Source organism: Bradyrhizobium sp. P3_C3 (assembly GCF_056402655.1).
This window is the reverse complement of sequence record NZ_JBFUGY010000002.1, coordinates 212,126-237,964: the sequence shown is the minus strand read 5'-3', so window position 1 is coordinate 237,964 and position 25,839 is coordinate 212,126. Positions and strand designations below refer to the sequence as shown.

Here is a 25,839-nt window from a genome sequence, read left to right as displayed (position 1 = left end):
TCATGACGTCCATCGAACCTGACAAGAAAAAGCGCTCTTACGCGACGGCTCTCACGCTTGCCGCGCTCCTTCTCGTCGTTCTCCTGACTTGCGTGCCCTATCTGGTCTCGATTGCTCTTGCCGAGGGACCGGCACAAGGCAACACGGCAGACGCTTCGCCGATCTTCGGCGTCACGATTCCTGCGGGTTACAAGCAGTGGGAGCTGATCGCGCCGGCCGAAGAGGCGGCACCGCTCGATGAGCTTCGCGCCGTTGTCGGCAACCAGACCGCGATCGATGCTTATCAGGCCGGAAAACTTCCGTTCCCCGATGGCACCATTCTGGTCAAGCGCGCCTGGAAACGGAAACAGTCACCGGAATTCGCATCCGCGACGATCCCCGGCGCGGCCACCACGGTGCAGGTGATGGTCAAGGATTCCAGGAAATATGCGTCCACCGGCGGTTGGGGCTTTGGCCGTTTCATCAATGGCAAGCCGGTCGACGAGGCCCAGCACCGCACCTGCTTCGCCTGCCATGACGCCCGCGCGAAGAGCCACGACTACGTCTTCACCCGGCTTGCGCCTTGAGCGGTCAGGAGCCCACCGTGTCAAAGATCTGGTTCATCAGCGGCAGCTCGCGCGGGCTCGGGCGTGCGATCACGGAAGCCGCGCTTGCGGCGGGCCACCGGGTGGTTGCCACTGCCCGGAATCTCGGTCCGCTCGAATCGCTGCGGGAACGCTTTGGGGAAAGACTGCGGCTCGCAACGCTCGACGTGACTGACGAGGCGGCCGCGCAAGTGGCCATCGGCCTCGCCGTGGAGGCGTTCGGCGGCGTCGATGTGGTCGTGAACAATGCCGGCTATGGCGATCTCGGATCGGTCGAGGACACGAGCCTGGCCTCGTTCCGTCAGCAGATCGAGGTCAATCTGCTCGGCACCATCATCGTCACCAAGGCGGCGATCCCCGTGCTGCGCCGGCAGCGCCGCGGGCATATCGTGCAATTCTCATCCGTCGGCGGACGGATCGGAGCCCCCGCACGCGCGGCCTATTCGGCCGCGAAATGGGGCATCGAGGGCTTTTCGGAATCGCTGGCACGCGAGATGGCGTTGATCGGCGTGCACGTGACGATCGTCGAACCCGGCGGCTTCCGTACGGGCTTTGCGCAGTCCGCGCATGCGACCGGCGAAGGGCGGGCGGAGTACGACGCCGTCGTTGGAGCGGCCGTCAGGATGCAGCGCGATTATGATGGCCGCCAGCCGGGCGATCCGGCGAAGGCCGCCGCCGTCGTGCTGGAGCTCGTCGACATGGACAGCCCGCCGCTGCGGATCGCGTTCGGCAGCGACGCCGTGAACGCCATCGCGGCGACGGACCGGCAACGCCTCGAAGAGCTCGAGAGGTGGCGCGCGCTCAGCGTCTCGACCGACTACTGACCGCGTCTCACTCCGCCGCCACCATCTGCTGCGTGCGCCACTGTCCCAGCAGGGCGCGCAGCGAGGCCGGCTTCACCGGCTTGTTGAGCACCGCGACGTTTTCCTCGCGCGCGGCGACCTGCACCGCGGGGCTGCGGTCGGCGGTGATCAGGATCGCGGGGATGCCGTCGCCGAAGCGGCGGCGGATGTCGCGGATGGCGGCAATGCCGTTGCCGCGATCGAGGTGATAATCGACCAGCAGGCCGGTGACGCGGCGGCCCGCGCCTTCGATCGCGGCGATCGCGCCCTCGGGGTCGGCGACCGCGATCACCTCGGCGTCCCAGGCCTTCAGCAGCGTGCGCATGCCGTCGAGGATCGCCGCATCGTTCTCGATGCAGACGATGAGGGCGCCCGAGATCGGCCTACGCGCCAGCGGCGTCGCGCTGGTGACGGCCGCGGTGTGGGTGATCGCCTTGGCTGTCGGCACTGTCACGGAGAAGACCGAGCCGCCGCTCTTGTTGCCGTCGATGGCGATGCCGTGCTTGAGCACGCGTGCAAGACGCTCGACGATCGAGAGGCCGAGTCCAAGGCCGCGGGCGATCCGCGCGCCCTGTTCGAGGCGGTGGAATTCCTTGAAGATCTCGCCGCGCTTGACCGGCGGGATGCCGACGCCGGTGTCGTAGACGCAGATTTTCAGCGAAGGGCCCTGGCGGCGGCAGCCGACCAGCACGCGTCCGCGCGGGGTGTATTTGATCGCGTTGGAGATCAGGTTCTGGAGCAGGCGCCGCAGCAACAGCCGGTCGGACTCGACCGGCAGCGAGCAGGGCACGAAGGCGAGCTCGAGGTTCTTGGCACGTGCGATCGGTGCAAACTCGATCTCCAGCGAGCGCATCAAATCGGCCATCTTGAAGCTCGAGATCGAGGTCGTCATCGCGCCGGCATCCAGCCGCGATATGTCGAGCAGTGCACCGAGGATCTCCTCGATCGCCTGGAGCGATTCGTCGATGTTCTCGACCAGCCGCGTCTCCTCGCCGCTGTGCTGGCGTTCGACCAGGCTGGTGACATACAGCCGCGCCGCGTTCAGGGGCTGGAGGATGTCGTGGCTGGCTGCCGCCAGGAATCGCGTCTTGGAGATGCTGGCGTCCTCGGCCGCGCTCTTGGCCAGCGCCAGCTCGGAATTCAGCCGGGTCAGCTCCTCGGTGCGGTCGCGCACCCGCTTTTCGAGCGTCGCGTTGGCGCGCTCCAGTGCTTCGGCGGCCTCGAACGTGGGGGTGACATCGGTGAAGGTGATGACGAAGCCACCGCCGGGCATGCGGTTGGTCAAAATCTCGATCACCATGTGGCGGTCGGGCAGGCGCTCGAGATAAGGCTCGCCGTCGGTGGTGTAAGCCGCGAGCCGCCGCTCCAGCATGGCTTCGCGCTCGACCGGATTGTCCGGCTCGCTCACGCCCATGAATTCCAGGATTTCACGCAATGGCGTGCCGAACTGGATGAAATGCGGCGGCACGTTCAGGAGATCGCCGAACTGCCGGTTGGAGCAGATCAGTTGCAGATCGGCGTCGAACACGGCGATGCCCTGGCGGACATGGTTGAGCGCGGTCTGGAGGATCTCGCGATTGAAATGCAGCGCCGCGTGGGAATCGTCGAGCAGTTTCAGCGCCGCTTTCGCCGAGACCGTCCGCTTGCGCAGCAGCAGCGACATCACGAGCCGCGAGGAGGCCGCGCCGATCGAAGAGGCGATCAGGTGCTCGGCGTGCTGCAGCAGCTCGAAATCGGCGGGCGCCCCGGATTCCAGGCGTACATTGCGCCGCACCGAAAATGCCTCGAACGAATGCCGGGCGCGGTCGGGTCCGAGATATTGCGCGACCGTGGTCTGGATGTCCTGCACCGTAACGGTGGTACGCCAGCGGCGGAAGTTCGGGGAGATCGGCGCGAGCGTGTTCGGTACGAACAGATCGGCTTGCACCAGCTCGATCGAAGACGGCCGCCGCGCCAGCGACAACAGCACATAGGTCAGGATGTTGAGCGACAGCGACCAGATCACGCCGTGCATCAGCGGCGGCAGGTCGGCGCCGAACAGCGCCTGCGGCCGCAAGACCTCGATGCCGAACGGGCCGTGCTGGAGCAGCAGGATTCCCGCCGTCGAGGAATCCATGAAGCTCGGGATGAACAGCGTGTAGAGCCACACCGCGAAGCCGACCAGCATGCCGCCGATGGCGCCGCGCGCGGTGGCGCGCCGCCACAACAGCCCGCCGAAGAAGCTGGGCGCGAGCTGGGCGATGGCGGCAAAGGAGAGCAGGCCGATCGCCGCAAGCTGGGTGTTGCCGAGTGCGCGGTAGTAGAAATAGGCCATCACCATGATGGCGAAGATCGCAAGGCGCCGCGAGCGCAGCAGGAAGTCGCTGAAATCGGCGCCGCCGGTGCGCCCCTCCGGCCGCCGCTGCAGCACCAATGGCACCACGAGGTCGTTCGAGACCATGATGGAGAGCGCGACGCATTCGACGATCACCATCGCGGTCGCCGCCGACAGCCCCCCGACGAAGACGGCGACGCTGAGAAGTCCCGCGCCGCCCTCCATCGGCAGCGCCAGCACATACATGTCCGGTTCGACCGCGCCGAACGGAAAGGTGACGAGGCCAGCGAGCGCGATCGGGATCACGAACAAATTGATGGCGACGAGATAGAACGGGAACAGCCAGCGCGCGCGGCTGACCTCGGCATCCGAGGAGTTTTCGACCACGCTGACGTGGAACTGGCGGGGCAGCAGCATGATCGCGCAGAGCGACAGCAGCGTCATGGTGAGGAAGTTGCCGATCGACGGCGAATAGTTGATGGCGCGCACCGCCTCCGGCGTCCTCATCGCGCGCTCGATCAATTCGTGTGGCGAGAACATCCAGAAGGTGACGAAGATGCCGGCGGCAAGGAAGGCGATCAGCTTGATGATGGATTCGGTTGCGACCGCCAGCATCAGTCCGTGCTGGTGCTCGGTGGCGTCGGTCTGCCGCGTGCCGAACAGCACGGCAAAGGCGGCCATCGCCAGCGTCACCATCAGCGCCATGTCGCCGAGGATCGGGATGTGGGAGAACGCCTGGTCCTCGCTCAGGATCGTTTCGAGCGAGGAGGCGACCGCCTTGAGCTGGAGCGCGATGTAGGGCACCGAGCCGATGATCGCGATCAGCGCCACCGTCGCCGCCACCGCCTGGCTCTTGCCGTAGCGCGCGCCGATGAAGTCGGCGATCGAGGTGATGTTGTGCGCTTTCGCGAGCTGGATCACGCGGCGCAGGACGCCGGCGCCGAGCCCGATCATCAGGATCGGGCCGACATAGATGGCGAGGAAGTCGGTCGAGGCGCGGGTGGCGAAGCCGACCGAGCCGAAGAAGGTCCAGGAGGTGCAATAGATCGCCAACGACAGCGGATAGATCAGCCCGGACGCGCGGCCGCGCCCGGCCGGCGAGCGGCGGTCGCCGTGGCTCGCCACCAGGAACAGGAAGCCGATATAGCCGAAGGCGGCAGCGATCACGCCCCAGTCGTGCAGCATGGCGAGCGCGCTTCTCCCTGGGCGCGGGGGCGCCCGAACTCATTTTCCCTGCAAATCTAGCGCGTTGGGCGGTCGCAAGCGACAGCGAAATGCCGTACCGGGGCGGGAACTGGGGTTGTCGTTAAGGTGCGAGCGGACGCGGATCCCGCTTACCCTCCCTGGAGGGGGAGGGTCGATCGCGCGAAGCGCGATCGGGGTGGGGTGATCTTTCCACACGAGCAGCGTCAGAGGTGGAGAGACTGTCACCCCACCCCGTCTCCCTCCAAGGGAGGGTGGAAGCAGACCTACTCCGCCGCCAGCGACTTTTGCTTGAGCGGCAGACCCAGGCGGTCCCACACCTGCAAGAGCGCTTCGGCGAGCTGATCGATCAAGCCGTCGTCGTGATAGGGCGAGGGTGTGATGCGCAGGCGTTCGGTGCCCTTGGCCACCGTCGGATAGTTGATCGGCTGAATGTAGATGCCGTGCTGTTCTAGCAGCAGGTCGGACGCCTGCTTGCACTTCTCGGCATCGCCGATGAACAGTGGCACAATATGGGTGTCGCTCGACATCACAGGCAGGCCGGCAGCATTGAGGATCGCCTTGACGCGGGCGGCGCGGTCCTGGTGGCGCTCGCGCTCCCAGTTCGAGGTCTTCAGATGCTTGATCGCGGCGGTCGCGGCCGAGCAGATCGCCGGCGGCAGCGCGGTGGTGAAGATGAAGCCCGGCGCGTAGGAGCGCACGGCGTCGATGATCTGGCCGTTGGCGGCGATGTAGCCGCCGAGGCAGCCGAACGCCTTGGCCAGCGTACCTTCGAGAATGTCGATGCGATGCATGACGCCGTCACGCTCGGCGATGCCGCCGCCGCGCGGGCCGTACATGCCGACGGCATGGACCTCGTCGACATAGGYCATCGCGCCATATTTCTCGGCGAGATCGCAGATCTTGGCGAGCGGGGCGACGTCGCCGTCCATCGAATAGAGGCTTTCGCAGGCGATCAGCTTCGGCCGGTTCGGACCTGCGGCCTTCAACTTCTCTTCGAGGTCGGCGAGGTCGTTGTGGCGGAACACGACGCGCTCGCAGGCGGACTGGCGGATGCCCTCGATCATCGAATTGTGGTTGAGCTCGTCCGACAGGATCAGGCAGTTCGGAATGAGCTTCGCGATGGTCGCGATGCCGGTCTGGTTCGAGACATAGCCCGAGGTGAACAGCAGCGACGCTTCCTTGCCGTGGAGATCGGCGAGCTCGGCCTCGAGCTGCACCAGCGGATGATGGGTGCCGGCGATGTTGCGGGTGCCGCCTGCGCCGGTGCCGACGCGGGTCGCGGTTTCGACCATGGCGCCGACCACCTTCGGGTGCTGGCCCATGCCGAGATAATCGTTGGAGCACCAGATCACGACGTCGCGTTTGCCCTTCGGCGAGTGCCACAGCGCATGCGGGAACCGGCCGGCGATGCGTTCGAGATCGGCGAACACGCGGTAGCGCCGCTCGGTGTGGAGACGATCGAGGGCGGTATTGAAGAACTGGGCGTAATCCATCGGCAAAACCTAAGACGGAACTGACCAAAAAGGGCGCATCTTCTTAGAGCTTTTCCAGCTCTAGAGTCTATGCGCTATCCCACATTTGGGCATGGGGAGCATTTGGGCAAAATGCCCTATCGTGCGATTTGAAACTTGATCCCGATCAAGTTCGCGCGAGAGGCAATGTTGCTTTGCACCATCGGCGGCGCTGCGGGTCTACCCGGCCTTGGCCTTCTTGCGCGGCTCGCTCCGCGCGTCCTTGACGGCGGCCACCGGCTTTAACCAATCCGAATTGCGCAAGGCATGCGCCACGCAATCATGGATGTGGGTGTGCAGCACCTTGTTCGCGCCCTTGGCGTCGCGCTTCAGCGCCAGCTCTTTCAGCTCGCGATGCTCGGAAGCAGCCATCTCGCCGCGGAACACCACGGCGATCATCTGGTAGCGCAGATAGCGGTCATAGACCGCGGCATGCGCATCGAGCAGCACCTTCGAGCCGCAGGCCGCGACGAGCGCGCGATGAAACTGGAAATCGCACTGTTTCCAGCTTTCCGCATCGGACCGCTCGCCTGACAGCAGCATCCGCTCCATCGCCGCGAGCTTGTGATGCGCCGAGACGATGTGCGCCTCCCAGTCGAGATCGCCGGCCGCAAACGACTTCTCGATCATGTGGCTCTCGAGCAGCTCGCGCAGCTCCGCGATCTCCTGGAATTCGGTTGCCGAGATCGGCGCGACCTCGAAGCCGCGCTGGCCTTCGGCGACGACAAAACCTTCCGAGCACAGCCGGTTCAGCGTCTCGCGCAGCGTCGAGATGMTGGTGCCATAGGCGCCGCTCATCCGCTCGAGCTTCAGCTTCTGCCCCGGCGTCAGCTTGCCGAAGATCAGGTCGGTGCGGATGCGGCGGTAGGCGCTGTCGCCCACCGTCTCGGCTGTCGTGTCGGGAAGGGTGTCCATGCCTCATTCTAGCGCGTTGGACGTGCGTTTTGCCAAATTTCGAAACTTTATCAAGTGTTTCATGTAATATCAGACAAAATCAAAAATATAGGTTGATTTATAATTCGTCATATAAGACGTTCCTGTCCCTAAGAACGAGATCAACAGGGGAGGGAGCGATGCCCGTTCGGTTCAAAGGTCTGGCTTTGGTGGCGGCGATCGGCGCGGTCGCCTTGGGCGCGATGGGGCCGGCCTCGGCGCAGGCCATTCAGGAGCGCACCATCCGCTGGGGGCACCTCAACAACACCGACCATCCCGTCAGCAAAGGCGTGCAGAAATTCGCCGAGATCGTCGCGGCGAAGAGCGGCGGCAAGATCAAGGTGCGCGAATATCCGGCCAATCAGCTGGGCAGCGAGATGCAGCAGCAATCGGCGCTGCGCGCCGGCACCCAGGAGATGCAGTCGCCGGCGACGACGTCGCTGGTCGGCATCGTCAAGGATTACGGCCTGATCGATTTCCCCTTCATCGTCTCGACGCCGCAGCAGGCCGACGCCTTGCTCGATGGTCCGCTCGGCGCAGCGCTGCTGGCAAAGCTGTCTGAGAAGGGGCTGGTTGGTCTCGCTTATTGGGATCTCGGCTTCCGCAACGTCACCAACAGCAAGCGTGCCATCACCAAGGGCGAGGACCTCGGCGGCATCAAGATCCGTGTGATCCCGAACCCGGTCTATCTGGAGACCTTCAAGGCCTTCAACGCCAACCCGGTGCCGATGAGTTTCTCGGAGCTCTATAGCGCGCTGGAGACGGGCACCGTCGACGGCCAGGAGAACCCGTTCTCCGTGATCCTGTCGAACAAGTTCTTCGAGGTGCAAAAGTATCTCAGCGTCACCAACCATACCTACTCGACCAACATCATCCTGATCAGCAAGAAGTTCTGGGACGGGCTTTCGCCCGACGAGCAGAAGATCTTGCAGGACGCGGCCATCGAGGCGCGCGACTACCAGCGCAAGGTCAGCCGCGAGCAGGCCGCTGCCGCGATCGACGAGCTCAAGTCCAAGGGCATGGCGGTCAACGAGATCGCACCCGCCGAGCTCGATCGCATGCGCGAGAAGACAAAGCCGATCGCGGAAAAATTCTCGGCCGACTACGACCCCGCCATCGTCAAGCTGTTCAACAGTGAGCTCGACCGCGTGCACGCTTTGAAGCCGTAAGCCGACGCGCAGCAGGACGGACATGATGAAAACGATGGTCAACGCCTATTTCTGGCTGCTCCGCGCGGTGATCGCGGTGCTGCTCGCCGCCATGGTGGTGCTGGTGTTCGGCAACGTCGTGCTGCGCTACGGCTTCAATTCCGGTATCGCGATCTCGGAAGAGCTGTCGCGCTGGCTGTTCGTGTGGATGGTGTTTCTGGGCGCGATCATCGGCCTGAAGGAGCATGCCCATCTCGGCGTCGACAGCCTCGTCAAGGTGCTGTCGCCGTTCGGCCGCAAGGTCTGCTACGGCCTCAGCCACGCGCTGATGCTCTACGCCTCCGTGCTGCTGACGGAAGGCTCCTGGAAGCAGACGGTGTTGAACTGGGATACGGTGGCGCCCGCCTCGGGGCTCTCAGTCGGCCTGTTCTATGCTGCCGGGATCGTATTCGGCGCTTCCTCCTGCGTGATCATCGTGCACGAGCTCTATCGGCTCGTGACCGGGCAGGTCGCCGATGCCGATCTGATCGCCATCAGCGAATCCGAGGAGCTCCCGCATTCTCCTGGCGCCGCGAGCGGAAAGCAGCAGGCATGACTGTCGCCGTCTTCACCTTCTCGCTGCTCGGCGCCATGGCGATCGGCATGCCGATCGCGTTTGCGCTGATCATCTGCGGCATCGCGTTGATGACCTATCTCGCGATGTTCGATTCCCAGATCATCGCGCAGAACGTCATCAACGGCGTCGATTCCTTTCCGTTGATGGCGGTGCCGTTCTTCATCCTTGCCGGCGAAGTCATGAACACCGGTGGCCTTGCGCGCCGTATCCTCAACTTCGCGATCGCGCTGGTCGGCCATTTCCGCGGCGGGCTCGGCTATGTCGCGATCCTGACGTCATGCATCCTGGCCTCGCTCTCGGGCTCGGCGGTCGCGGACGCCGCGGCGCTCGGTGCGCTGCTGGTGCCGATGATGGCCGCCGCCGGCCACAATCGCGCCAGTGCGGCTGGCCTCGTCGCTGCCGGCGGGATCATCGCGCCCGTCATTCCTCCGTCGATCGGCTTCGTCATCTTCGGCGTCGCCGCCAATGTCTCGATCTCGAAGCTGTTTCTGGCCGGCATCGTGCCGGGCCTGCTGCTCGGCGTCGGCCTATGCTTTGCCTGGTGGTGGGTGGTGCGCAAGGAGAACCCGGCGCGCCTGCCGCGCAAGAGCATCGCCGAGATCTGGCGCGCGCTGATCGACGGCTTCTGGGCCCTGATGCTGCCGATGATCATTATTTTCGGCCTGCGCTTCGGTATCTTCACGCCGACGGAAGCGGCCGTCGTCGTCGCCGTCTACTCGCTGGTGGTGGCGATGGGCGTCTATCGCGAGCTCAGGCCCGCGCAACTGCCGGCACTGCTAGTCTCGACCGCGCAGACCACGGCTGTCGTGATGTTCCTCGTCGCCGCGGCGCTGGTATCGTCCTGGCTGATCACGGTTGCCGAGATCTCCGACCAGATCGTGGCGCTCGTGCAACCGTTCGCGGGCAACAAGACCCTCCTCACCTTCGTTCTGATGATTATCGTCGTCATCGTCGGCACCGCGCTGGACATGACGCCGACGATCCTGATCCTGACGCCGATCCTGATGCCGATCGTCAAGCAGGCCGGCATCGACCCCGTCTATTTCGGCGTGCTCTTCATCATCAACAATGCGATCGGCCTGATCACGCCGCCGGTCGGCGTCGTGCTCAACGTCGTCTGTGGCGTTGCCCGCGTCTCGATGGATGATCTGATCCGCGGCGTCTGGCCCTTCATGATCGCGCAGCTCGTCGTGCTAGCCTTGCTGACGCTGTTTCCCGTTCTCGTCACCGGCCCGGCCAAGTGGTTCGGTGGCTAACTTCCAGAAGGACCTGTCCATGAAGCGCGTGATGATCCTCAACGGGCCCAACCTCAACATGCTCGGCATCCGCGAGCCGCACATCTACGGCACCACGACGCTCGATCAGGTCAATGCGAGCTGCGAGGAAGCAGCCGCCAAGCTCGGGCTCAAGCTCGCCTTCCACCAGTCCAACCATGAAGGCGTGCTGGTCGATCTGATCCAGTCGGCGCGGCAGGATGCCGATGCGATCATCATCAATCCGGCCGGTCTTTCCTTCACCTCGGTCTCGATCATGGACGCGATCAAGACCTTCGAAGGCCCGGTGCTGGAGGTTCACATCTCCAACATCCACGCCCGCGACGAATATCACCGCCACTCCAAGATCTCGTTCGTGGCGACCGGTGTGATCTGCGGGCTGGGCCCGTTCGGCTACGTCGCGGCGCTGCACGCGATCGCGAATATGAAGTGAGCTGCTTCCACAAGCTCGTCATGCCCGGGCTTGTCCCGGGCATCCACGAACTCGTTTCGACTTGAAAGAACGTGGATGGCCGGGACAAGCCCGGCCATGACGCCGTGGCTCACGTCGTCCGGAACTGGAGCACGCCGTCTTTCGTCTCCGCCGTCAGCCGGCCCTCGACGATCATGTAGTTGACGTGGGCGACGAGCTCGCCGGCGGCAAAACCCATCTGGTGTTCGTCCAGCACGTGCTTGTTGAACACGACAGGCACCAGGGCGCGCGAGGTCTGCGGCACCTCGCTGCAGGCTTCCGCGATCAGGCGGCAGCGCTCCTCGTGGTGATCGGCGAGCTGCTTGATGCGGGTCTTCAGACCATAGAACGGCACGCCGTGGCCGGGCAGCACCAGCAGATCGTAGGGCAGGGTGGTGGTCAGGCTCGCGAGCGAGGCCAGATATTCGCCGAGCGAGTTCTGGTCGGGTTCGACCGCCCAGACGCTGACATTCGGCGAGATCTTGCTCAGCACCTGGTCGGCGGAGAGGAACAGCTTGTCGTCGGCGCAATAAAGCATCACCTGGTCGAGCGCGTGCCCGCCACCGGTGATGACCTTGAAGCGGCGGGTGCCGATCACGATCTCGTCGCCGTGCGAGATGCGGCGGTAGGACGGCGGCAGCACCGAGACGCGCTTGAGATAATCCTGGCCGCGGCCGAGCAGCTTTTCGGTGAGCGACTCGTCCATGCCGTGGCGGCGGAAGAACAGCCGCTGGGCTTCGCGCCGCTCCTCGGTGCCGCGGTTCTGGTGGTAGACCGATTGCAGATATTCGACCTGCGTCATCACCAGCGGGCAGTTGAACCGCTCGACGATCCAGCCCGCGAGGCCGACGTGATCGGGGTGCGAATGCGTAACGATCAGGCGCGTGATGTTGACGCCTTTCAGCGGCCCCTCGAACAGTCTGGTCCAGGCCTCGATCGTCTCCTCGTTGCCGAAGCCGGCATCGACCATGGCATAGCCGTCGCCGTCGGCGAGCAGGTAGATGTTTACGTGGTTGAGGCGGAACGGCAGTTTCAGCCGCGCCCACAACACGCCGGGACGCACCTCGACGATCTCTTCGGGGCCGGGATGCTGGTCCCAGGGATAGCGCAGGGCCTCGGCCGAGGACTGCACGGTGTCGGTTTTCGGGTTCATGCTACCGGCTTAAACCCGCCGGGCGCGGGGCGCCAGCCGAAAAAGGCCGGGCCGTGGTCTCCGCATGGCGGTCATACCAGCAGTTTTCCGTAGCCCGGATTACGCGGCGCTCCATCCGGGCCACGGGCCGGTGGCTTACGCCGCCCGCATATTGTTGAGGAACGCGTCGATCTCTCCGCGCAGCATGTCGGCTTCGCGGCGGAGCGCGTCGGAGGCGCCCAGCACTTCGCTCGCCGCCGCGCCGGCTTCCGCGGACGCCGTGGAGACGCCGATGATGTTGCTGGAGACCTCGCTGGTGCCGCCGGCGGCATGCTGGATGTTGCGGGCGATTTCGCGGGTGGCTGCGCCCTGTTCCTCGACCGCGGCGGCGATCGTCGTCGTCACGTCGTTGATCTCGCCGATGATCCGGCCGATGCCCTGGATGGCGCCCACCGCCGAGGTGGTGACTTGCTGCATGCTGGCGATCTGGGTGCGGATCTCTTCCGTCGCCTTGGCGGTCTGGCTCGCGAGGCTCTTCACCTCGGAGGCGACCACTGCGAAGCCGCGGCCGGCTTCGCCCGCGCGCGCCGCCTCGATGGTGGCGTTGAGCGCGAGCAGGTTGGTTTGCGAGGCGATGGTCTGGATCAGGTCGACCACGACGCTGATGCGGCTCGCGCTGTCGGCAAGGCTCTGCACCGTGGTGTCGGTGGCGCCGGCCTCGTCGACCGCCTTCCTGGCGATCGCGGCCGAGGTGACGACCTGCTTGCTGATCTCCTCGATCGAGGACGACAGCTGCTCGGTGCCTGATGACACGGTCTGCACGTTGACCGAGGTTTCCTCCGCGGCGGAGGCAACCGCGTTCACCAGCGCGTTGGACTGGTCGGCGGTGTTCGACATGCTCTGCGCGGTGGACTGCATCGAATTGGCCGATTGCGCGAGATTGTCGAGCGCGTTGCGTACCGCGCCCTCGAACTCGGCGATCTTCGCTTCCATGCGCGCGGCACGCTCGGCCTTGGCGGCACGGTCCTTGTCCTGCTCGCTCGACATCGCGCGGGCCTCGATCATGCTCTCGCGGAACACCTGCAGCGTGTTCGCCATCACCGAGATTTCGTCATTGTGGTGCTTCGAGCGGTAGATCTCGGTCTCGAGGTCGCCGTTCGCGAGCAGCTGCATCGACTGATGCAGCGCGCCGATCCGCCGCAGGATGTTGCGGCCGACATAGAGCCAGACGAACAGCGCCGAGCCGACCAGCATCAGCGCGCCCAGCGCCAGCATCGCGGTGGTGGCGAGCGAGATCTCCTGGCGCGCCTGGAAGGTCGACGCGTTGGTCTCCTTCTGCACGCCGTCGACGAGCTGCTGCACGCTGATGCCGAGACCGACATTGAGCTTGCGGGTCTCGTCCAGAATGGTCTGGCCGTAGTCGATGGCGTCGAGCTCCTTCTGGCGGATCTTGAACACGCCGGTCTTGCCCTCGCCGAAGGCGAACAGCTTCTGCACGGCGTCGCGCACCGTCTGCATCGAGGGCATGTTCGGGAGGTCCTCGAGGTTCGACTTGACGCGGTCGCGCGTCGCCTTGAACTCCTTCTCGATCGCCTCCAGCGTGTCGCTGTTGTTGGCCGACAGCGCCGCCATCATGTCGGCGGCCATCAGATTGCCGTTGGCGGAGATTGTCGCGACCTGGGAGACGGTGCGGGCAGCCTCAGTCGCATCATCGGCGGAAACTTCCGCCGCGCCGAGGATCGCGTTCAGGCGCGTCTGTGCGTCCAGCATCGCAGGACCGGCCGCGCCGACGAAGGTGAGCTGGGCCTTGCGCAGCGCGTCATACTGCTTGTCATGCAGCGCGCCGGTCTCGAGCCGCTCGCGCGCGGCCGACACCAGGCTCTGGGTCGCCTCGTCGATGCTCTTGGCGGTGTCGCGCAGCGCGGTTGCGATCTGCTTGTCGGCGCCGAGCTCGATGATCTCGCCGAGCTTGGCCATGGCGAGCTGCTGGATGTCCTTCACGCTCTTGGTGCGTTCCTTCAGCGCCTCGTCGGAGGGCGATGCCAGCAGGCCCGGGCCTTGCGCGGCGAGCGTCGCGCTCTGCGAGGCGAGCTGCAGGCTGGCGGAGAGGCGCGGGATGTCGCGGCCGCTCAGATCCATCATGGTCGCGCCGAGGTGATTGAAGACGAAGCCGGCGCCGGCTGCGATGACGAGGCCCATGCCCGCGATCAATGCGAAGGCGGCGAACAGGCTGCCGCGCACGCCCCACCTTGGCATCTTGAAACGAGGCTTGAGACGGCCAAGGACACGGCCAGCACCCAGACGGATCGCCATCGAAATTCCCCCACGCGTGATCTTTATATTTTCGCCGCGGAGTATCCCTGGGTCGGGTTAAAAAATCGCAAGTTGCACAATCGGTTGCGCCTGTTCCGCACAGCGAAAAAGAAAGAGCCGGCAGAGTTGCCGGCCCTTGATTGCGAAGAGATTTTTTGGAGGCGCGATCAGTAGCGCGCGACCGCCGAGTTGGCCCAGTTGAAGCGGTAGTTGACGCCCGCCTTGAAGGTGTGGTCGTCGGTCGTGAAGTTGCCGGTGCCCACCAGCGGGCCCGCGGTGAAGTGGGCGTCGCCGAAATTGTAGTACTGGTACTCGGCCTTGGCCGACCAGTTCGGGGCGAACATGTATTCGAGGCCGGCGCCGACGGTGTAGCCGTTGCGGTGATCGCCATCGATGATGAAGCCGGTCGGCACGCCGCCAATCGTCACCTTCTCGTTGTTGTCCGAATAGGCGTAGCCGCCCTTCACGTAGAGCAGGCCGGGACCCCAGGTGTAGCCGACGCGGCCGGTGATGGAGCCGAGGCCACGCTGGTCGTTGCTGTAGGCGACGCCGCCCGGGAACGCCGCGCCGACGCTGCCGGAGAGCCAGGAATACTGGCCTTCGACGCCGACCAAGAAGTTCGGGTTGAACTGCCAGTCAGCACCGACCTGCACGCCGCCGAGGAAACGGCCGTTGCCGTTGTTGCCGGTGGAGAGGCCGTTGAAATTGTTGTCGCTGGAGAACGCGCCGCCGACATGGCCGCCGATATAGAAGCCCGTCCAGTTGTAGATCGGCGCGGCATAGGCCGGCGCGGGCGCCTTGTAATAGTTGCGGTTGCCGAGATCGGCGCCGACGGCCGGCGCGGCAGCGCTCACCACGAGCAGCGCAACGGTTGCAAACAAAATCTTCTTCATCGTCTTGAACTCCAGCACTTTGGTCCCCGGCAGGCGCGCTGTCCGCGCCGTCGTTGGTTTTGCAGATAGCTCGCTTTTGACGAAAATGCTGTCACATCCGTGGCACAGCGACAGCCAACCTAACTTATTGGGCTGTAAATGATTTTCGTGCTTAATGCCGGCTTAAGAAGTGGTGAAGGAAGGCTTAACGTCGCACGTCTCGGGTAACTTGCGCGCGTCTCTCGTTAACCAAGCCGCCGCCGTACCTCATCGCGCATCTGCTGGCGGAAGGCCGCGCGCCTTGCAGGCCGGTCTTCCTCGCGTACGTCGTGGCGATCGAAGACGTCGAACTTCTCCATGATCGGATAGCGCTCGCTCGCCATCGCGAGCACGCGCAGCACCTTGGTCGCGGACGGCGTCGGGCCACGGACCTCCCAGCGCCGGATGGTATCGGCGCCGCCCTTCTCCGGCAGTCCGCAAAGCTTGGCCATGTCGGCCGCGGTGAGCTTGCGCTCGAGGGCATCGGAAAGGTCGTTGCGGAGCTGCTTCAGTTCGGGGCCGGTCATGCTGCTTGCGTCCAGGGAAGTCACTGAAGGCGATGCACTAGCGCTGATTCGGGTCCATCCGAAGGCGGGTGGTCGTGATAGTGTGTCCGTGCCGGTCGAGCATCAGCGAGGCGAAATCGCATGCCTGTGTTCAAGCTGCCCCTGTCGGGGGATGTCGTCCAGTCCATTTATCCGTCGTTCTTCAGTCCCACCGGCGGCCAGTTCGGTCTCGTCAATATCACGGTGGGGCAATCCTCGGCGCCAGATGTCGAGAAGGACGTGCTGTCGGATGTCGCCGGTTACGGCAAGCAGATCGGACAGATCGCGGACGCGCTGCTGGCCGTGGTCGAGCATCTGGAGTCGCGGCCCGACCACGCGCTCGCTGACGATCCGGCGATCGCCGCCTTCAAGGAGCTGATGCACTCTGTCGCGACAGTTAAGGAGCGACACGGCCGCAAGGCGTGTCGCCCGAAGCGACGATGACCACGGCGGCGGCCTGGGTCAGGCACCTTCGGGCGTGCACGAAGTTATGAACGGATGCCTATGGAAATCTTGCGTTGAATGAACACATCGCACACTGGGCTCGCAGCCAATGAAGGGAACCGCCATGACAAGCATCAAACCCGCCATTGCCGCACTCATCACCGTCGGACTGCTTGCCGCGCCCTTCGCAGCCGAAGCGAAGAAGGCCCGGCCGAGCCGGCATCACTACAGCACGAGCGTGGTGGCCCCGACCTACGGCGCCGCCGCATTGCCGGTCGCGCAGCCCAGGACCTCCTACGGGTCGTCCGGGCAGACGGTCGGGACGGTCACGGCGCCCTCGATCGGCTCGTACAATTGGCCGTCGGTCGGCGTGACCAATTCGGTGCCGACCTGGAGCAACACCACGAGATAGAGAACACCTCGCCAGGCGCGCCGGTGATCGTCAACGCGTGCCGGGCGCGAGGCCGGAGAGCAGGTAGAGCGCGACCAGCAATGTCGCGACCGACAGCATCGTCGTGACCGAGACGGTGGCCGCGACCAGCTTCTCCTCGACCTTGTGCTCGTGTGCCAGCACATAGACGGTCTTCGCCGTCGGCACGGCCGCGCATATGACGGCGGCAACCGTGTAGAGCGGATTGAGGCCGGTGACCACGCAAAGCCCGTAGACGATCAGCGGCATCACCACCAGCTTGACGGTCGCGAGCGCGAACGAGGCCTTCAGGTTGGATCGCAGACCGTCGACCGACAGGCCAAGCCCGATGGCAAACAGTGCGCAGGGCGTGAGCGCGGCGGCAATGATGTTCAGATAGGCCGCGACCGGCGCCGGAATCGGCAAGCCCGTGATCGCCCAGACGAGACCGATCAGCGTCGACAGCACCATCGGATTGAGCAGGATCTGCTTCACCAGCCCGGCGGAATGCGCAGGGCCGCGCACGTCCCTTTCCAGCAGGATGACCGTGAGCGGAAACATCACGCCGGCGACGAACACCGTCGCCACCGCGGCAGGCAAGACGGCGGGCTGGCCGTAGATCGCGTGCAGGATCGGGAGCGCCACGAAGCCGGTATTGGTCATGGCCGCCGCCATGCCATGGATCGTGCTGCTGGCGAGGTCGTGCTTGCCGCCCGCGCGGACGGCCAGGAACACCAGCGCGAAGCAGAGGAGGGAGCCGCCGCCGAAAGCGAGCAGGAAGCGCCATTCCAGCAGGTTGCGCGCCGGCTCCTGGGCGATCGTGACGATCAGCAGCGCCGGCATCGCCACGTTGTAGGCAAAATGCACCAGCGCGTCCGCAAGCGAGCGGGAGAGATAACCGAGTTCGCCGGCAAACCAGCCGGTGACGATGATTGCGAACACGGGAAGAACGAGGCTGGCGACCTCCATCCGGCGTCCCCTCTGCCAAGCAGCGTCGCCATTCTAGCCTGGCGATGCATGCTCGTCACGGTTCAACTGGATGGCGCCGTCCTCGACCAGACGGCCTGTGGCCTCAGGCGCCCCTGCCGGTCTGTTGACCGAACACGCAGCGCCATCCAGCCAGGCGTTCGGCCGGATGCTGGTTCATCCATTCGGCGAGCTGCGGCGCGCCCATCAGGCAGGACTGCATCGAGACGTTGGCGAAGTCCGAGGTGGTGACGATCTGCTCGTGACAATTTGCCGGAGAGGAGAGGCTGCACAGCACCGCGATGATCTTGATCACGCCAGATTTCCTGCGTCGCCGTTGGCCGCGCGGCCGATCGTCGCCTTGCCCTGCGGCTCGCCGCTCGGATCAGCCGGCGGAAAAATGCTGTCGTAGATCGCCCGTGCCTCCTGAATGAGGCGAACGCGCTCGCGTTCGGATTTCGAGACAAACTGAATAACCTGGCCCATATCGTCTCCAATGGATCGGAAATCCATCATAAGATGATGGAAATCATTCCATGCGAATCTGGGGTGCCGGCCTCTGTTTCGCATCTGTGCGGACGGTCACGAGGGATAAAAAGCCCGTGAGTGTTCCGTCGCCCGAAGAGGAGCGGAATACCTTAGTCATGAGCTGGCCTGACGTTGCCGGCGCGCGCTGCTTGTGTCCCGGGACCGCTGCAAGCACGGCACACATGCGGGCATCCTCCGGTGCGGCGGCGAGCCAAGGGGCCGGGAGTGCGCCCCTGTTCGGCTGGAGCTGCTCGTCGCGCCATCGTGATGGAGCGTCAGGCCCTGCAGTGTGATCGTATTGCGGCACATTTTCACGCGCGTGGAGTTGTAAGATGGCTCAGTGCACGAGTGGTTCGACGAGCGAACGGCCGACGCGACTGAGAGACCGCGCCCGAAAGGATTAGCCATGACAAGAACGAGACGCTCGATTGCGGTGCTTATCGCGGTCGGATTTGCGGCATCGCCACTCGCTGCAGGCGCACAGACGTCTGCGGCGGGTACACAAGGCAACACGAGCGGTGGCTCCGGAGCACCGGCAACGCAAGGCACGACCTATGGAAGCTCCGGACAGACCGTCGGGACCGTCACGGCACCGTCGGTCGGAACGTCCAATCAACCATCGGTCGGCGTGACCAACTCAGTCCCCACCTGGAAAAACACTAATCCTCCGGCCAGGTAGCAACCGCGATCGGCCGCCTCACGCCGCCGGCGCGCGCTCTTTCCGCCCGGGCACCGCCGCCAGCAGTTCGCGCGTATAGGCGTGCTCCGGCGCGGCGAACAGTTGCGCGGTCGGCTTCAACTCGACGATGGCGCCGCGCTGCATCACCGCGATGCGGTCGCAGATTTGCGCTGCGACGCGCAGATCGTGGGTGATGAACAGCATCGAGAGGCCAAGGCGCGCCTTGAGGTCTTCGAGCAGTCGCAGCACCTGCGCCTGCACGGAGACGTCGAGCGCGGAAACGGCTTCGTCGGCGACGATGATCTCGGGTTCGAGCGCGAGCGCGCGCGCGATGCCGATGCGCTGACGCTGGCCGCCGGAGAATTCATGCGGGTAGCGGTCGAGCGCGCCGGCGTCCAGCCCGACCATCTTGAGGAGATCGCGGGCGCGGCCGAACGCCACCTTCGGATCGATGCCGGCTGCGATCGGACCGTCGGCGATGATGTGCCCGACCTTGCGGCGCGGATTGAGCGAGGCGAACGGATCTTGAAAGATCATCTGGATGCGATGGCGCTCGGCGCGGAGCGCCTTGCCCGAGAGCTGCGTGAGATCGGTCTCGCCGATCCGCACCGTGCCACGGTCGGCTTCGATCAGTCGCATCACCAGCCGCGCCACCGACGATTTGCCGGAGCCGGATTCGCCAACGAGGCCGAGCGTCTCGCCCTTGAGGATGTTGAAGTTGACTTCGCGCGCAGCATCGACGCGGCGGTCCTCGCGAAACCAGCCGCCTGAGGTGACATAGGTCTTGTCCAGCCCGATCACCTCGACGGCCCTGGCCTGGTCGTCGAGCGGCTCACGCGCCGGCGGGTCCATCGACGGCACGGCGGCGAGCAGCGCCTTGGTGTAGTCATGCTGCGGATTGTTGAAAACGGAGCTAGCGGGGCCTTCCTCGACGACCTTGCCATGCCTGAGCACCACGACCTGGTCGGCGATGTCGGCGACCACGCCGAAATCATGGGTGATGAACATCACCGCCATGTTGCGGTTGCGCTGGAGGTTGCGGATCAGCTTCAGGATCTGCGCCTGCGTGGTGACGTCGAGCGCGGTGGTCGGTTCGTCCGCGACCAGCACTGCGGGCTCGAGCGCGAGCGCCATCGCGATCATGGCGCGCTGGCGCTGGCCGCCGGAGAGCTGGTGCGGATAGGCGCGGACAATGCGCTCGGGGTCGGGCAGGCCGACCTCGCGCGCCAGCGACAGGGCCTTGGCGCGCCGCTCCTTCGGCGTCAGCAGACCGTGGGCCTCGAACATCTCCGCCATCTGGTCGCCGATCCGCATCAACGGATTGAGCGCGGTCATCGGCTCCTGAAAAATCATCGCGAGCCGGCGGCCGCGCAAATCGCGCCAGCCGTCGTCATCGAGCTCGAGCAGGTCGCGGCCTTCGAACTGGATCTCGCCGGAGGTGACGGTGACCGTATCAGGCAGAAGCCCCATCAGCGCATGCGCGCACATCGACTTGCCGGAACCGGATTCGCCGACGACGCAGACGATCTTGCCGGGCCGCAAATCCAGCGAGACGCCGTCGACGGCGAACGGACGCTCGGCGCCCTTGGGCAGCGCGATCCGCAGATTCTTGATCGAAACGGCGGGCGGGGCGGTCATCATCAGCGGCCCTCCCGCGACAGGCGCGGATTGAGCGCGTCGTTGAGGCCTTCGCCGATCAGGTTCAGCCCCAGCACCGAGATCAGGATGGCGACGCCGGGAAACACGGTGATCCACCAGGCCTGGCGGATCACGGTGCGGCCGGCGCCGACCATGTAGCCCCAGGAGATCAGATTGGGATCGCCGAGCCCGAGGAACGCCAGCGAGGATTCCAGCAGGATCGCGGTCGCCACCATCAGCGAGGCCAGCACGATCACCGGCGACAGCGCGTTCGGCAGGATCTCGCGCAGGATGATCCAGGTGTTGCTCTGGCCGGTGACGACGGCGGCCTGGACATATTCGCGCGTGCGCAGCGACAGCACCTCGCCGCGCACGAGGCGGGCGACCGGCGGCCAGCTCACCACCGCGATCGAGGCCACGATCGAGTAGATCGAGGGCTGGAGGATCGCGACCAGCACGATCGCGAGCGCGAAGCTCGGAATGGTCTGGAAGAACTCGGTGAAGCGCATCAGGGCGTCGTCGACCTTGCCGCCGAAATAGCCGGCCATGGCGCCGATGGGAACGCCGACGACCAGCGCGACCAGCGTGGAGACGAGACCCACCAGCAGCGAGACGCGAGCGCCAAAGATCATGCCGGCGAACACGTCGCGGCCGAGCGCGTCGGTGCCGAGCGGCACGGTCGAGAGCGTGAAGGGCGGCAGGAACGGCCGCTGCACCATGCGCCAGGGTGAATTCGGGAACAGCATCGGCCCGAACACCGCGATCGAGATCGCAAGGACAAGGATGACGAGCCCGACGACGCCGCTCGGGCTCTTCAGCATCGATTTCCAGAACTGTTTCATGAGGCGAATTCGATGCGCGGGTCGACCAGGCGGTAGACGAGGTCGGTGATGAGGTTGAAGATCAGCACCATGGCGGAGCAGATCACGAAGACGCCGAGCAGGAGGTTGTAGTCGCGCTGGAGCAGCGCGTCGTACATCAGACGCCCGATGCCGGGCCAGGCGAACACGGTCTCGGTGATGACGGCGCCGCCGATCAGCGTGCCGGAATGCACACCGGCCAGCGTCACGACCGGCAGCAGCGCGTTGCGCAGCACGTGGCGGCGCTGGATCACGGCATCGGAGAGGCCCTTTGCGCGCGCCGTCTTGACGAAGTCGAGCCGCTTCACCTCCAGCATCGAAGCGCGCGTCATGCGGGTGTAGGTCGCCATGAAGAACAGGCCGAGCGTCATCGCCGGCATGATCAGGTGCTTTGCGACGTCGACTGCGTGGGCAAGGCCGGTGAGGTTGGCGCCGACCGTCTCGTAACCGAAGCTCGGCAGCCAATCCATGGTGACCGAGAACAGGAGGATTCCCATCAGTGCCACCCAGAAGATCGGCATGGCGTAGAAGATCAGCGCGAACACGGTGATGGCCGTGTCGAGGAAGGTTCCGGCAAAGCGCGCGGCGAAGGTGCCGAAGAGAACGCCGAGCATGAGCGAGATCGCAAAGGCCGTCAGCGTCAGCAGCAGCGTCGCCGGCAGCCGCTCGCCGATCAGCTTCGCGACCGGCGCCTGCTGGCGGAAGGAGAAGCCGAGGTCGAGCGTGACGACGCCCTTGACATAGATGAAGAGCTGCTCGGGCAGTGGCTTGTCGAGGCCGAACTTTTCCCGGAGCTGCTTGACGAACACCTGGTCACTGGCGCCGGCCTCGCCCGCCATCACGACCGCGGGGTCGCCGGGCGCAAGCCGGATCAGGAAGAAATTGAGGACGACGATCGCAAGCAGGACGATCACGCCCTTCACGATACGCTGAGCGACGAAGGAGAGCATCTAGAGAGTCATATCTTGTAGCGTGACCTGGAACCACGGTGACGGTGAACTCCCTCGCCCCGCTCTTGCGGGGCCGAGACGAGCTTCGCTCGCTCTGGGAGGGTTGGGGTGAGGGGCCTCTCTCCACGCGGGAGAATGCCGATGGACCTGTACCCCCTCACCCGCCGCGCTCTGCGAGCGCGTCGACCTCTCCCCGCATCCGCCTTCGCCGAGGCTTCGGCGGACAAGAGCGGGGAGAGGTGAAAGAGCAGCCCTCACTTGTCCAGCCATGCGTCCTTGAAGCCGTCATTGACCCCGATGCCCGTGGTGATCAGGTTCTTGACCTTGCAGCGGGTGATGGTCGGGAATTGCAGTTCGAGCATCCAGGCCACCGGCACGTCCTCGACCAGGATTTTTTGCGCCTTCTCGTAGATCTCCTTGCGCTTCGAGTCCGGCGTCGCGGTCGCGCCGTCGGCGAACAGCTTGTCGATCTCCGGGTTGGAGTAGCCCTCGACGTTGTTGAAGACCTGCCCCTTGGCGATGTTGCTGGAGATATAATTGCGGCCGACGCCGAGCGCGGGATCGCCATACTGGTAGAGATAGGTGAAGGCGATGTCGTAGTCCCAGTCGCCGATCTTCTGGTTGCCGCCGGCAACGTCGGTGGCGATCGTCTCGATGTTCATGCCGACGTCCTGGAGGTTCTGCTTCACGGCTTCACCCCAGCGCTGCCAGGTCTCGCCATAGGCGAGCGGCAGCAGGCGGATCTTCTCGCCCTTGTAGCCGGCTTCCTTCAGCAGCGCCTTGGCCTTGGCCGGATCGTAAGGGTATTTCGGCACGTCGTCGGTGTAGAACCTTATGGTCGAGGCGGACGGGCCTGTCGCCACCTTGCCGAGCCCGTTCCAGATCACGTCCTTGGCGAAATCGCGGTCGATCGCGTACATGATCGCCTGCCGCACCCGCTTGTCGGCGAGTGGCCCCTGGCGGTTGTTCAGCCATAGCCAGGCGAGCGGCGAGAAGAACTCCCAGCCGGCGCCGGTGACGCAGGTGTCCTTCAGCTTGGACAGCCGCGGCACGTCGAAGTTCTCGACCGAGCCGCCGGGCAGCACGTCGACCTTGCCGGTCTCATACGCCACCGAGCGCGCGGCGGCGTCGGGAATGATCTGCCAGTAGATCTCGTCGAGATAGGGCTTGCCCTTTTCGTGGTAGTTCGGGTTCTTGACCAGGCGGATGAACGAGCCCTTCTGCCACTCCTTGAACATGAAGGGGCCGGTGCCGACCGGCGCGTTGTTGTAGGGGTTGGTCTTCCAGTCGGTGCCTTCATAGAGATGCTTCGGCACCATCGGCATCGAGCCGACCTCGAAGATGCCGAGGAACGGTCCGAATGGCTGCTTCAGCGTGAACACCACCGTATAGTCGTCCGGCGTCTCGATCTTGTCGACCTGCGCCAGATTGGTGCGGGCACGCGCATGCGTCTGCTTCAGCATCTCCATCGAGAACAGGACGTCGGCGGCGGTGAAGGGCTTGCCGTCATGCCAGGTCACGCCCTTCTTGAGCTTGAAGGTGTAGGTCTTGGCGTCCTCGCTGACGCTCCAGCTTTCGGCAAGCTCCGGCAGCGGCTCGAGCTTGGGGCTGTAGCGCAGCAGGCCCTCGAAGATGTTGCCCGAGACCATTTGAGTCGGGCCGTTCTGGACCTGCGCAAGCATCAGGCCGGGCGGCTCGGGCTGGATCACGGCGTTGATCACGCCCCCCGTCCTCGGCTCTTGCGCCAGCGCTGAGGCCGTGAGGCCGCAAGCCAGGAGGGCACCAAGCAACACTCGTTTTGGCATGTCGTATCTTTCTCAAGCGAGACCGGCCGAAAACGCTTCGCACGTCATGGCGCGCGAAGCTCCGGCCGGCCCATCCCAGTCCCCATCCGGTATCGAGGCTCACACAGTCTCATTCGGGGCCGCAAGATGAAAGTCTCGACAGTGTTCGCACAAAAAATGTACAGCGCGTCCTGTTTTCACTTGATTCATTGTCTTGTCACGGAGACAAGTCGGCCATGGACAATGCCAGCCGCTCCGAACGATCCCGTAACGCCGCACTCGAAGCGGCCATCGCGATCATCGCGCGCGACGGGCCGGGCCGGCTGACGCTTGATGCCATCGCGCGCGAGAGCGGACTCAGCAAGGGCGGCGTGATGCATCAATTCCGCACCAAGGAAGCGGTGCTGAAGGCGTTGCTCGACCGGCAGATGGCGCATTTCGAGGAGTTCGCCACCAGCACCATGGCAAAGGTGAGCGCGACCTCCGCGAATCCCAATCTGGCGACCCAGCTCGCGACCGTGCGCGAAGCGGCCACCTCGCCGAATTCTGCCGCGCTGGCGCTGGTTGCGGCCATGGTCGAGAATCCCAGCCTGATGGCGCTGCCGCGTGAGCGCGAGATGGAGAGGATGGCGGCGATCAGGGAAGAGGCCACTGATCCCGATCTCGCGATGCTGCGCTGGGCCGGCGCGATGGGACTGTTGTTGAGCTCGTTGTTCGGCATGTCGCCGCTCAGCAAGGAGGAGCATCAGCGGCTGTTCGCGCGCCTGCTCGACGACGCGCAGTGGACCGGTCTCGAACGGCCGGCCGCCAAAGGCACCGCCAAATCCCGCGCGCCATCGGCTGCGAAGGCCGCAACGCCGCGCAAGCGCGCCTGATTCATCGTTAACGATTTCCCGCCGATCACTGCCCAAAGCCGCGCCTGCGGCCAAATGTGCCAGGCCTGTGTTTTTGAACTTTACAAACCGTCTAGTCGGTTTTACAAATGGACACACTGAGACGGCCCAAGGCTTCCGAGATGGCCCCGGACGAAGCCTCGGGTTGGCGCTGGTGAGCGCCGCAGCCGCGTCTGGTCCCGTACGCGGCTGCGGTCGCCACTGCCTGGGCAGCATGCCGCTAGAGGAGTCTGGAATGAATCGCTCGATCGCGCTGCGCGGTCTGGGAACGCTGCTGCTCGGCTCAGCCGTCGCGGGCTGCGCCACCGTCGCGCCCGTGCCGTATTCCGGGATGGCGTCCTCAGCCTACATGGCGCCGGACAAGGCGGACGCCTCCGGCCGCGTGCCCTACCGCTATTCCACGCCGGTCGACTGGCGCGCCTATAATAGAGTCATCCTCGAACCGGTCGTGGTCTATCGCGGCAGGGATCACCAGTTCGGCGACATGTCCGACAAGGACAAGGCGACGCTTGCCGCCTACATGCAGAACCGTTTCGCCGAGGGTCTGCGCGGCCGCTTCGCGCTGGTGCGCGAGCGTGGGCCGGAGACGCTGCGGATCAGGCTGACACTCACCGGCGCCGTCGCCAACACGCCGGTGCTCGGCACGCTCTCCCGCTTCGACGTCGCCGGCGCCGTCTACAACGGCGTGCAGGCCGCGCGCGACGGCGAGGGCACCATGACCGGCTCGGTGATCTACGGCGTCGAGATCTTCGACGCCGCGACCGCGCGCCTGCTCTCCGCCTACGTCACCAAGCAATACCCGGCTGCCTACGACATCAAGGCCACCGCCGGCGCGCTCGCCGCCGCCACCGCCGGCCTCGACAAGGGCGCCGACGCACTGATGGCGCAACTGAACTGACGCCGCGACC

The 25,839-nt window shown here is 65.0% G+C and carries 25 protein-coding genes; 11 read left to right on the top strand and 14 right to left on the bottom strand.

Translation table 11 applies throughout. The features are described from left to right. The first annotated feature begins 2 nt into the window (after nt 1-2). Both AC1DW2_RS03650 and AC1DW2_RS03645 read left to right on the top strand, forming a co-directional pair. On the top strand, nt 3-566 hold the full coding sequence (locus tag AC1DW2_RS03650) for a cytochrome P460 family protein (RefSeq protein ID WP_247316307.1): 564 nt from the start codon (nt 3-5) through the stop codon (nt 564-566). Between the two features lie 17 nt (nt 567-583). Then, on the top strand, nt 584-1,408 hold the full coding sequence (locus AC1DW2_RS03645) for an SDR family NAD(P)-dependent oxidoreductase (RefSeq protein ID WP_441497452.1): 825 nt from the start codon (nt 584-586) through the stop codon (nt 1,406-1,408). Between the two features lie 7 nt (nt 1,409-1,415). Here the strand turns inward: AC1DW2_RS03645 and AC1DW2_RS03640 are convergent, their stop codons facing one another. From AC1DW2_RS03640 to AC1DW2_RS03630, 3 genes are all read right to left on the bottom strand, one after another. Further along, nucleotides 1,416-4,925, bottom strand: coding sequence for a PAS domain-containing hybrid sensor histidine kinase/response regulator (locus AC1DW2_RS03640; RefSeq protein WP_477005277.1), 3,510 nt, complete (start codon nt 4,923-4,925; stop codon nt 1,416-1,418). A 284-nt stretch (nt 4,926-5,209) separates the two neighbouring features. Further along, nucleotides 5,210-6,439: a 5-aminolevulinate synthase gene (hemA, locus tag AC1DW2_RS03635; protein WP_477005276.1), complete on the bottom strand. Its 1,230-nt coding sequence runs from the start codon at nt 6,437-6,439 to the stop codon at nt 5,210-5,212. Nucleotides 6,440-6,637: 198 nt separating this feature from the next. Further along, nucleotides 6,638-7,372 (bottom strand): GntR family transcriptional regulator, encoded by a 735-nt coding sequence (locus tag AC1DW2_RS03630; protein WP_477005275.1) that lies wholly within the window; start codon nt 7,370-7,372, stop codon nt 6,638-6,640. Nucleotides 7,373-7,530: 158 nt separating this feature from the next. Here AC1DW2_RS03630 and AC1DW2_RS03625 point away from each other — a divergent pair, with 158 nt between their 5' ends. The 4 genes from AC1DW2_RS03625 to aroQ are packed head-to-tail and all read left to right on the top strand — an operon-like array spanning nt 7,531 to nt 10,861. Continuing rightward, nucleotides 7,531-8,559: a TRAP transporter substrate-binding protein gene (locus tag AC1DW2_RS03625; RefSeq protein WP_441497449.1), complete on the top strand. Its 1,029-nt coding sequence runs from the start codon at nt 7,531-7,533 to the stop codon at nt 8,557-8,559. 25 nt (nt 8,560-8,584) lie between these two features. Next, the gene (locus tag AC1DW2_RS03620) at nt 8,585-9,133 is read left to right on the top strand and encodes a TRAP transporter small permease (protein ID WP_441497480.1); all 549 of its coding nucleotides are present in this window, start codon (nt 8,585-8,587) and stop codon (nt 9,131-9,133) included. Next, nucleotides 9,130-10,410, top strand: a complete 1,281-nt coding sequence (locus AC1DW2_RS03615) for a TRAP transporter large permease (RefSeq protein ID WP_259259388.1) — start codon at nt 9,130-9,132, stop codon at nt 10,408-10,410. Before AC1DW2_RS03620 ends, AC1DW2_RS03615 begins: the two co-directional genes overlap by 4 nt. 19 nt (nt 10,411-10,429) lie before the next feature. Further along, on the top strand, nt 10,430-10,861 hold the full coding sequence (aroQ, locus tag AC1DW2_RS03610; RefSeq protein ID WP_247316300.1) for a type II 3-dehydroquinate dehydratase: 432 nt from the start codon (nt 10,430-10,432) through the stop codon (nt 10,859-10,861). A gap of 109 nt (nt 10,862-10,970) precedes the next feature. On the opposite strand, the gene AC1DW2_RS03605 is transcribed toward aroQ, so the two are convergent. From AC1DW2_RS03605 to AC1DW2_RS03590, 4 genes are all read right to left on the bottom strand, one after another. Further along, complete coding sequence (locus tag AC1DW2_RS03605; RefSeq protein WP_441497446.1) at nt 10,971-12,032, bottom strand: MBL fold metallo-hydrolase; 1,062 nt, start codon at nt 12,030-12,032, stop codon at nt 10,971-10,973. 135 nt (nt 12,033-12,167) lie between these two features. After that, a complete protein-coding gene (locus tag AC1DW2_RS03600; RefSeq protein WP_441497445.1) occupies nt 12,168-14,324 on the bottom strand; it encodes a methyl-accepting chemotaxis protein in 2,157 nt (718 codons plus the stop codon). Between the two features lie 167 nt (nt 14,325-14,491). Next, nucleotides 14,492-15,217 (bottom strand): outer membrane protein, encoded by a 726-nt coding sequence (locus tag AC1DW2_RS03595; RefSeq protein WP_441497444.1) that lies wholly within the window; start codon nt 15,215-15,217, stop codon nt 14,492-14,494. Nucleotides 15,218-15,441: 224 nt separating this feature from the next. Further along, nucleotides 15,442-15,762: a hypothetical protein gene (locus tag AC1DW2_RS03590; RefSeq protein ID WP_071916874.1), complete on the bottom strand. Its 321-nt coding sequence runs from the start codon at nt 15,760-15,762 to the stop codon at nt 15,442-15,444. 120 nt (nt 15,763-15,882) lie between these two features. On the opposite strand from AC1DW2_RS03590, the gene AC1DW2_RS03585 reads away from it, so the two are divergent. Next, on the top strand, nt 15,883-16,224 hold the full coding sequence (locus AC1DW2_RS03585) for a hypothetical protein (RefSeq protein ID WP_282520443.1): 342 nt from the start codon (nt 15,883-15,885) through the stop codon (nt 16,222-16,224). A 124-nt stretch (nt 16,225-16,348) separates the two neighbouring features. Continuing rightward, nucleotides 16,349-16,636 carry a hypothetical protein gene (locus AC1DW2_RS03580; RefSeq protein WP_063986056.1) on the top strand — a complete coding sequence of 96 codons (288 nt, stop codon included), beginning with the start codon at nt 16,349-16,351 and terminating at the stop codon, nt 16,634-16,636. Between the two features lie 30 nt (nt 16,637-16,666). On the opposite strand, the gene AC1DW2_RS03575 is transcribed toward AC1DW2_RS03580, so the two are convergent. The 3 genes from AC1DW2_RS03575 to AC1DW2_RS03565 all read right to left on the bottom strand — a co-directional run bounded on the left by AC1DW2_RS03575 (nt 16,667) and on the right by AC1DW2_RS03565 (nt 18,115). Then, complete coding sequence (locus AC1DW2_RS03575; RefSeq protein WP_441497443.1) at nt 16,667-17,602, bottom strand: AEC family transporter; 936 nt, start codon at nt 17,600-17,602, stop codon at nt 16,667-16,669. 103 nt (nt 17,603-17,705) lie between these two features. Continuing rightward, nucleotides 17,706-17,915 (bottom strand): hypothetical protein, encoded by a 210-nt coding sequence (locus AC1DW2_RS03570; RefSeq protein WP_028148688.1) that lies wholly within the window; start codon nt 17,913-17,915, stop codon nt 17,706-17,708. After that, nucleotides 17,912-18,115 carry a hypothetical protein gene (locus AC1DW2_RS03565; protein ID WP_477005317.1) on the bottom strand — a complete coding sequence of 68 codons (204 nt, stop codon included), beginning with the start codon at nt 18,113-18,115 and terminating at the stop codon, nt 17,912-17,914. Before AC1DW2_RS03565 ends, AC1DW2_RS03570 begins: the two co-directional genes overlap by 4 nt. Nucleotides 18,116-18,533: 418 nt before the next feature. Here AC1DW2_RS03565 and AC1DW2_RS03560 point away from each other — a divergent pair, with 418 nt between their 5' ends. Continuing rightward, the gene (locus AC1DW2_RS03560; RefSeq protein WP_441497442.1) at nt 18,534-18,806 is read left to right on the top strand and encodes a hypothetical protein; all 273 of its coding nucleotides are present in this window, start codon (nt 18,534-18,536) and stop codon (nt 18,804-18,806) included. Between the two features lie 18 nt (nt 18,807-18,824). Here the strand turns inward: AC1DW2_RS03560 and AC1DW2_RS03555 are convergent, their stop codons facing one another. From AC1DW2_RS03555 to AC1DW2_RS03540, 4 genes are all read right to left on the bottom strand, one after another. Beyond that, nucleotides 18,825-20,444 carry an ABC transporter ATP-binding protein gene (locus AC1DW2_RS03555; protein ID WP_208089591.1) on the bottom strand — a complete coding sequence of 540 codons (1,620 nt, stop codon included), beginning with the start codon at nt 20,442-20,444 and terminating at the stop codon, nt 18,825-18,827. Nucleotides 20,445-20,446: 2 nt separating this feature from the next. Then, on the bottom strand, nt 20,447-21,286 hold the full coding sequence (locus AC1DW2_RS03550) for an ABC transporter permease (RefSeq protein WP_028148686.1): 840 nt from the start codon (nt 21,284-21,286) through the stop codon (nt 20,447-20,449). Further along, entirely contained in the window at nt 21,283-22,254 is a 972-nt protein-coding gene (locus AC1DW2_RS03545) for an ABC transporter permease (RefSeq protein ID WP_028148685.1), read from the bottom strand. Before AC1DW2_RS03545 ends, AC1DW2_RS03550 begins: the two co-directional genes overlap by 4 nt. Before the next feature lie 254 nt (nt 22,255-22,508). After that, a complete protein-coding gene (locus tag AC1DW2_RS03540; protein ID WP_038942205.1) occupies nt 22,509-24,059 on the bottom strand; it encodes an ABC transporter substrate-binding protein in 1,551 nt (516 codons plus the stop codon). 215 nt (nt 24,060-24,274) lie between these two features. On the opposite strand from AC1DW2_RS03540, the gene AC1DW2_RS03535 reads away from it, so the two are divergent. Both AC1DW2_RS03535 and AC1DW2_RS03530 read left to right on the top strand, forming a co-directional pair. Then, complete coding sequence (locus AC1DW2_RS03535; RefSeq protein ID WP_208089071.1) at nt 24,275-24,913, top strand: TetR/AcrR family transcriptional regulator; 639 nt, start codon at nt 24,275-24,277, stop codon at nt 24,911-24,913. 253 nt (nt 24,914-25,166) lie between these two features. Next, a complete protein-coding gene (locus AC1DW2_RS03530) occupies nt 25,167-25,829 on the top strand; it encodes a DUF3313 domain-containing protein (protein ID WP_477005274.1) in 663 nt (220 codons plus the stop codon). Nucleotides 25,830-25,839: the final 10 nt, after the last annotated feature.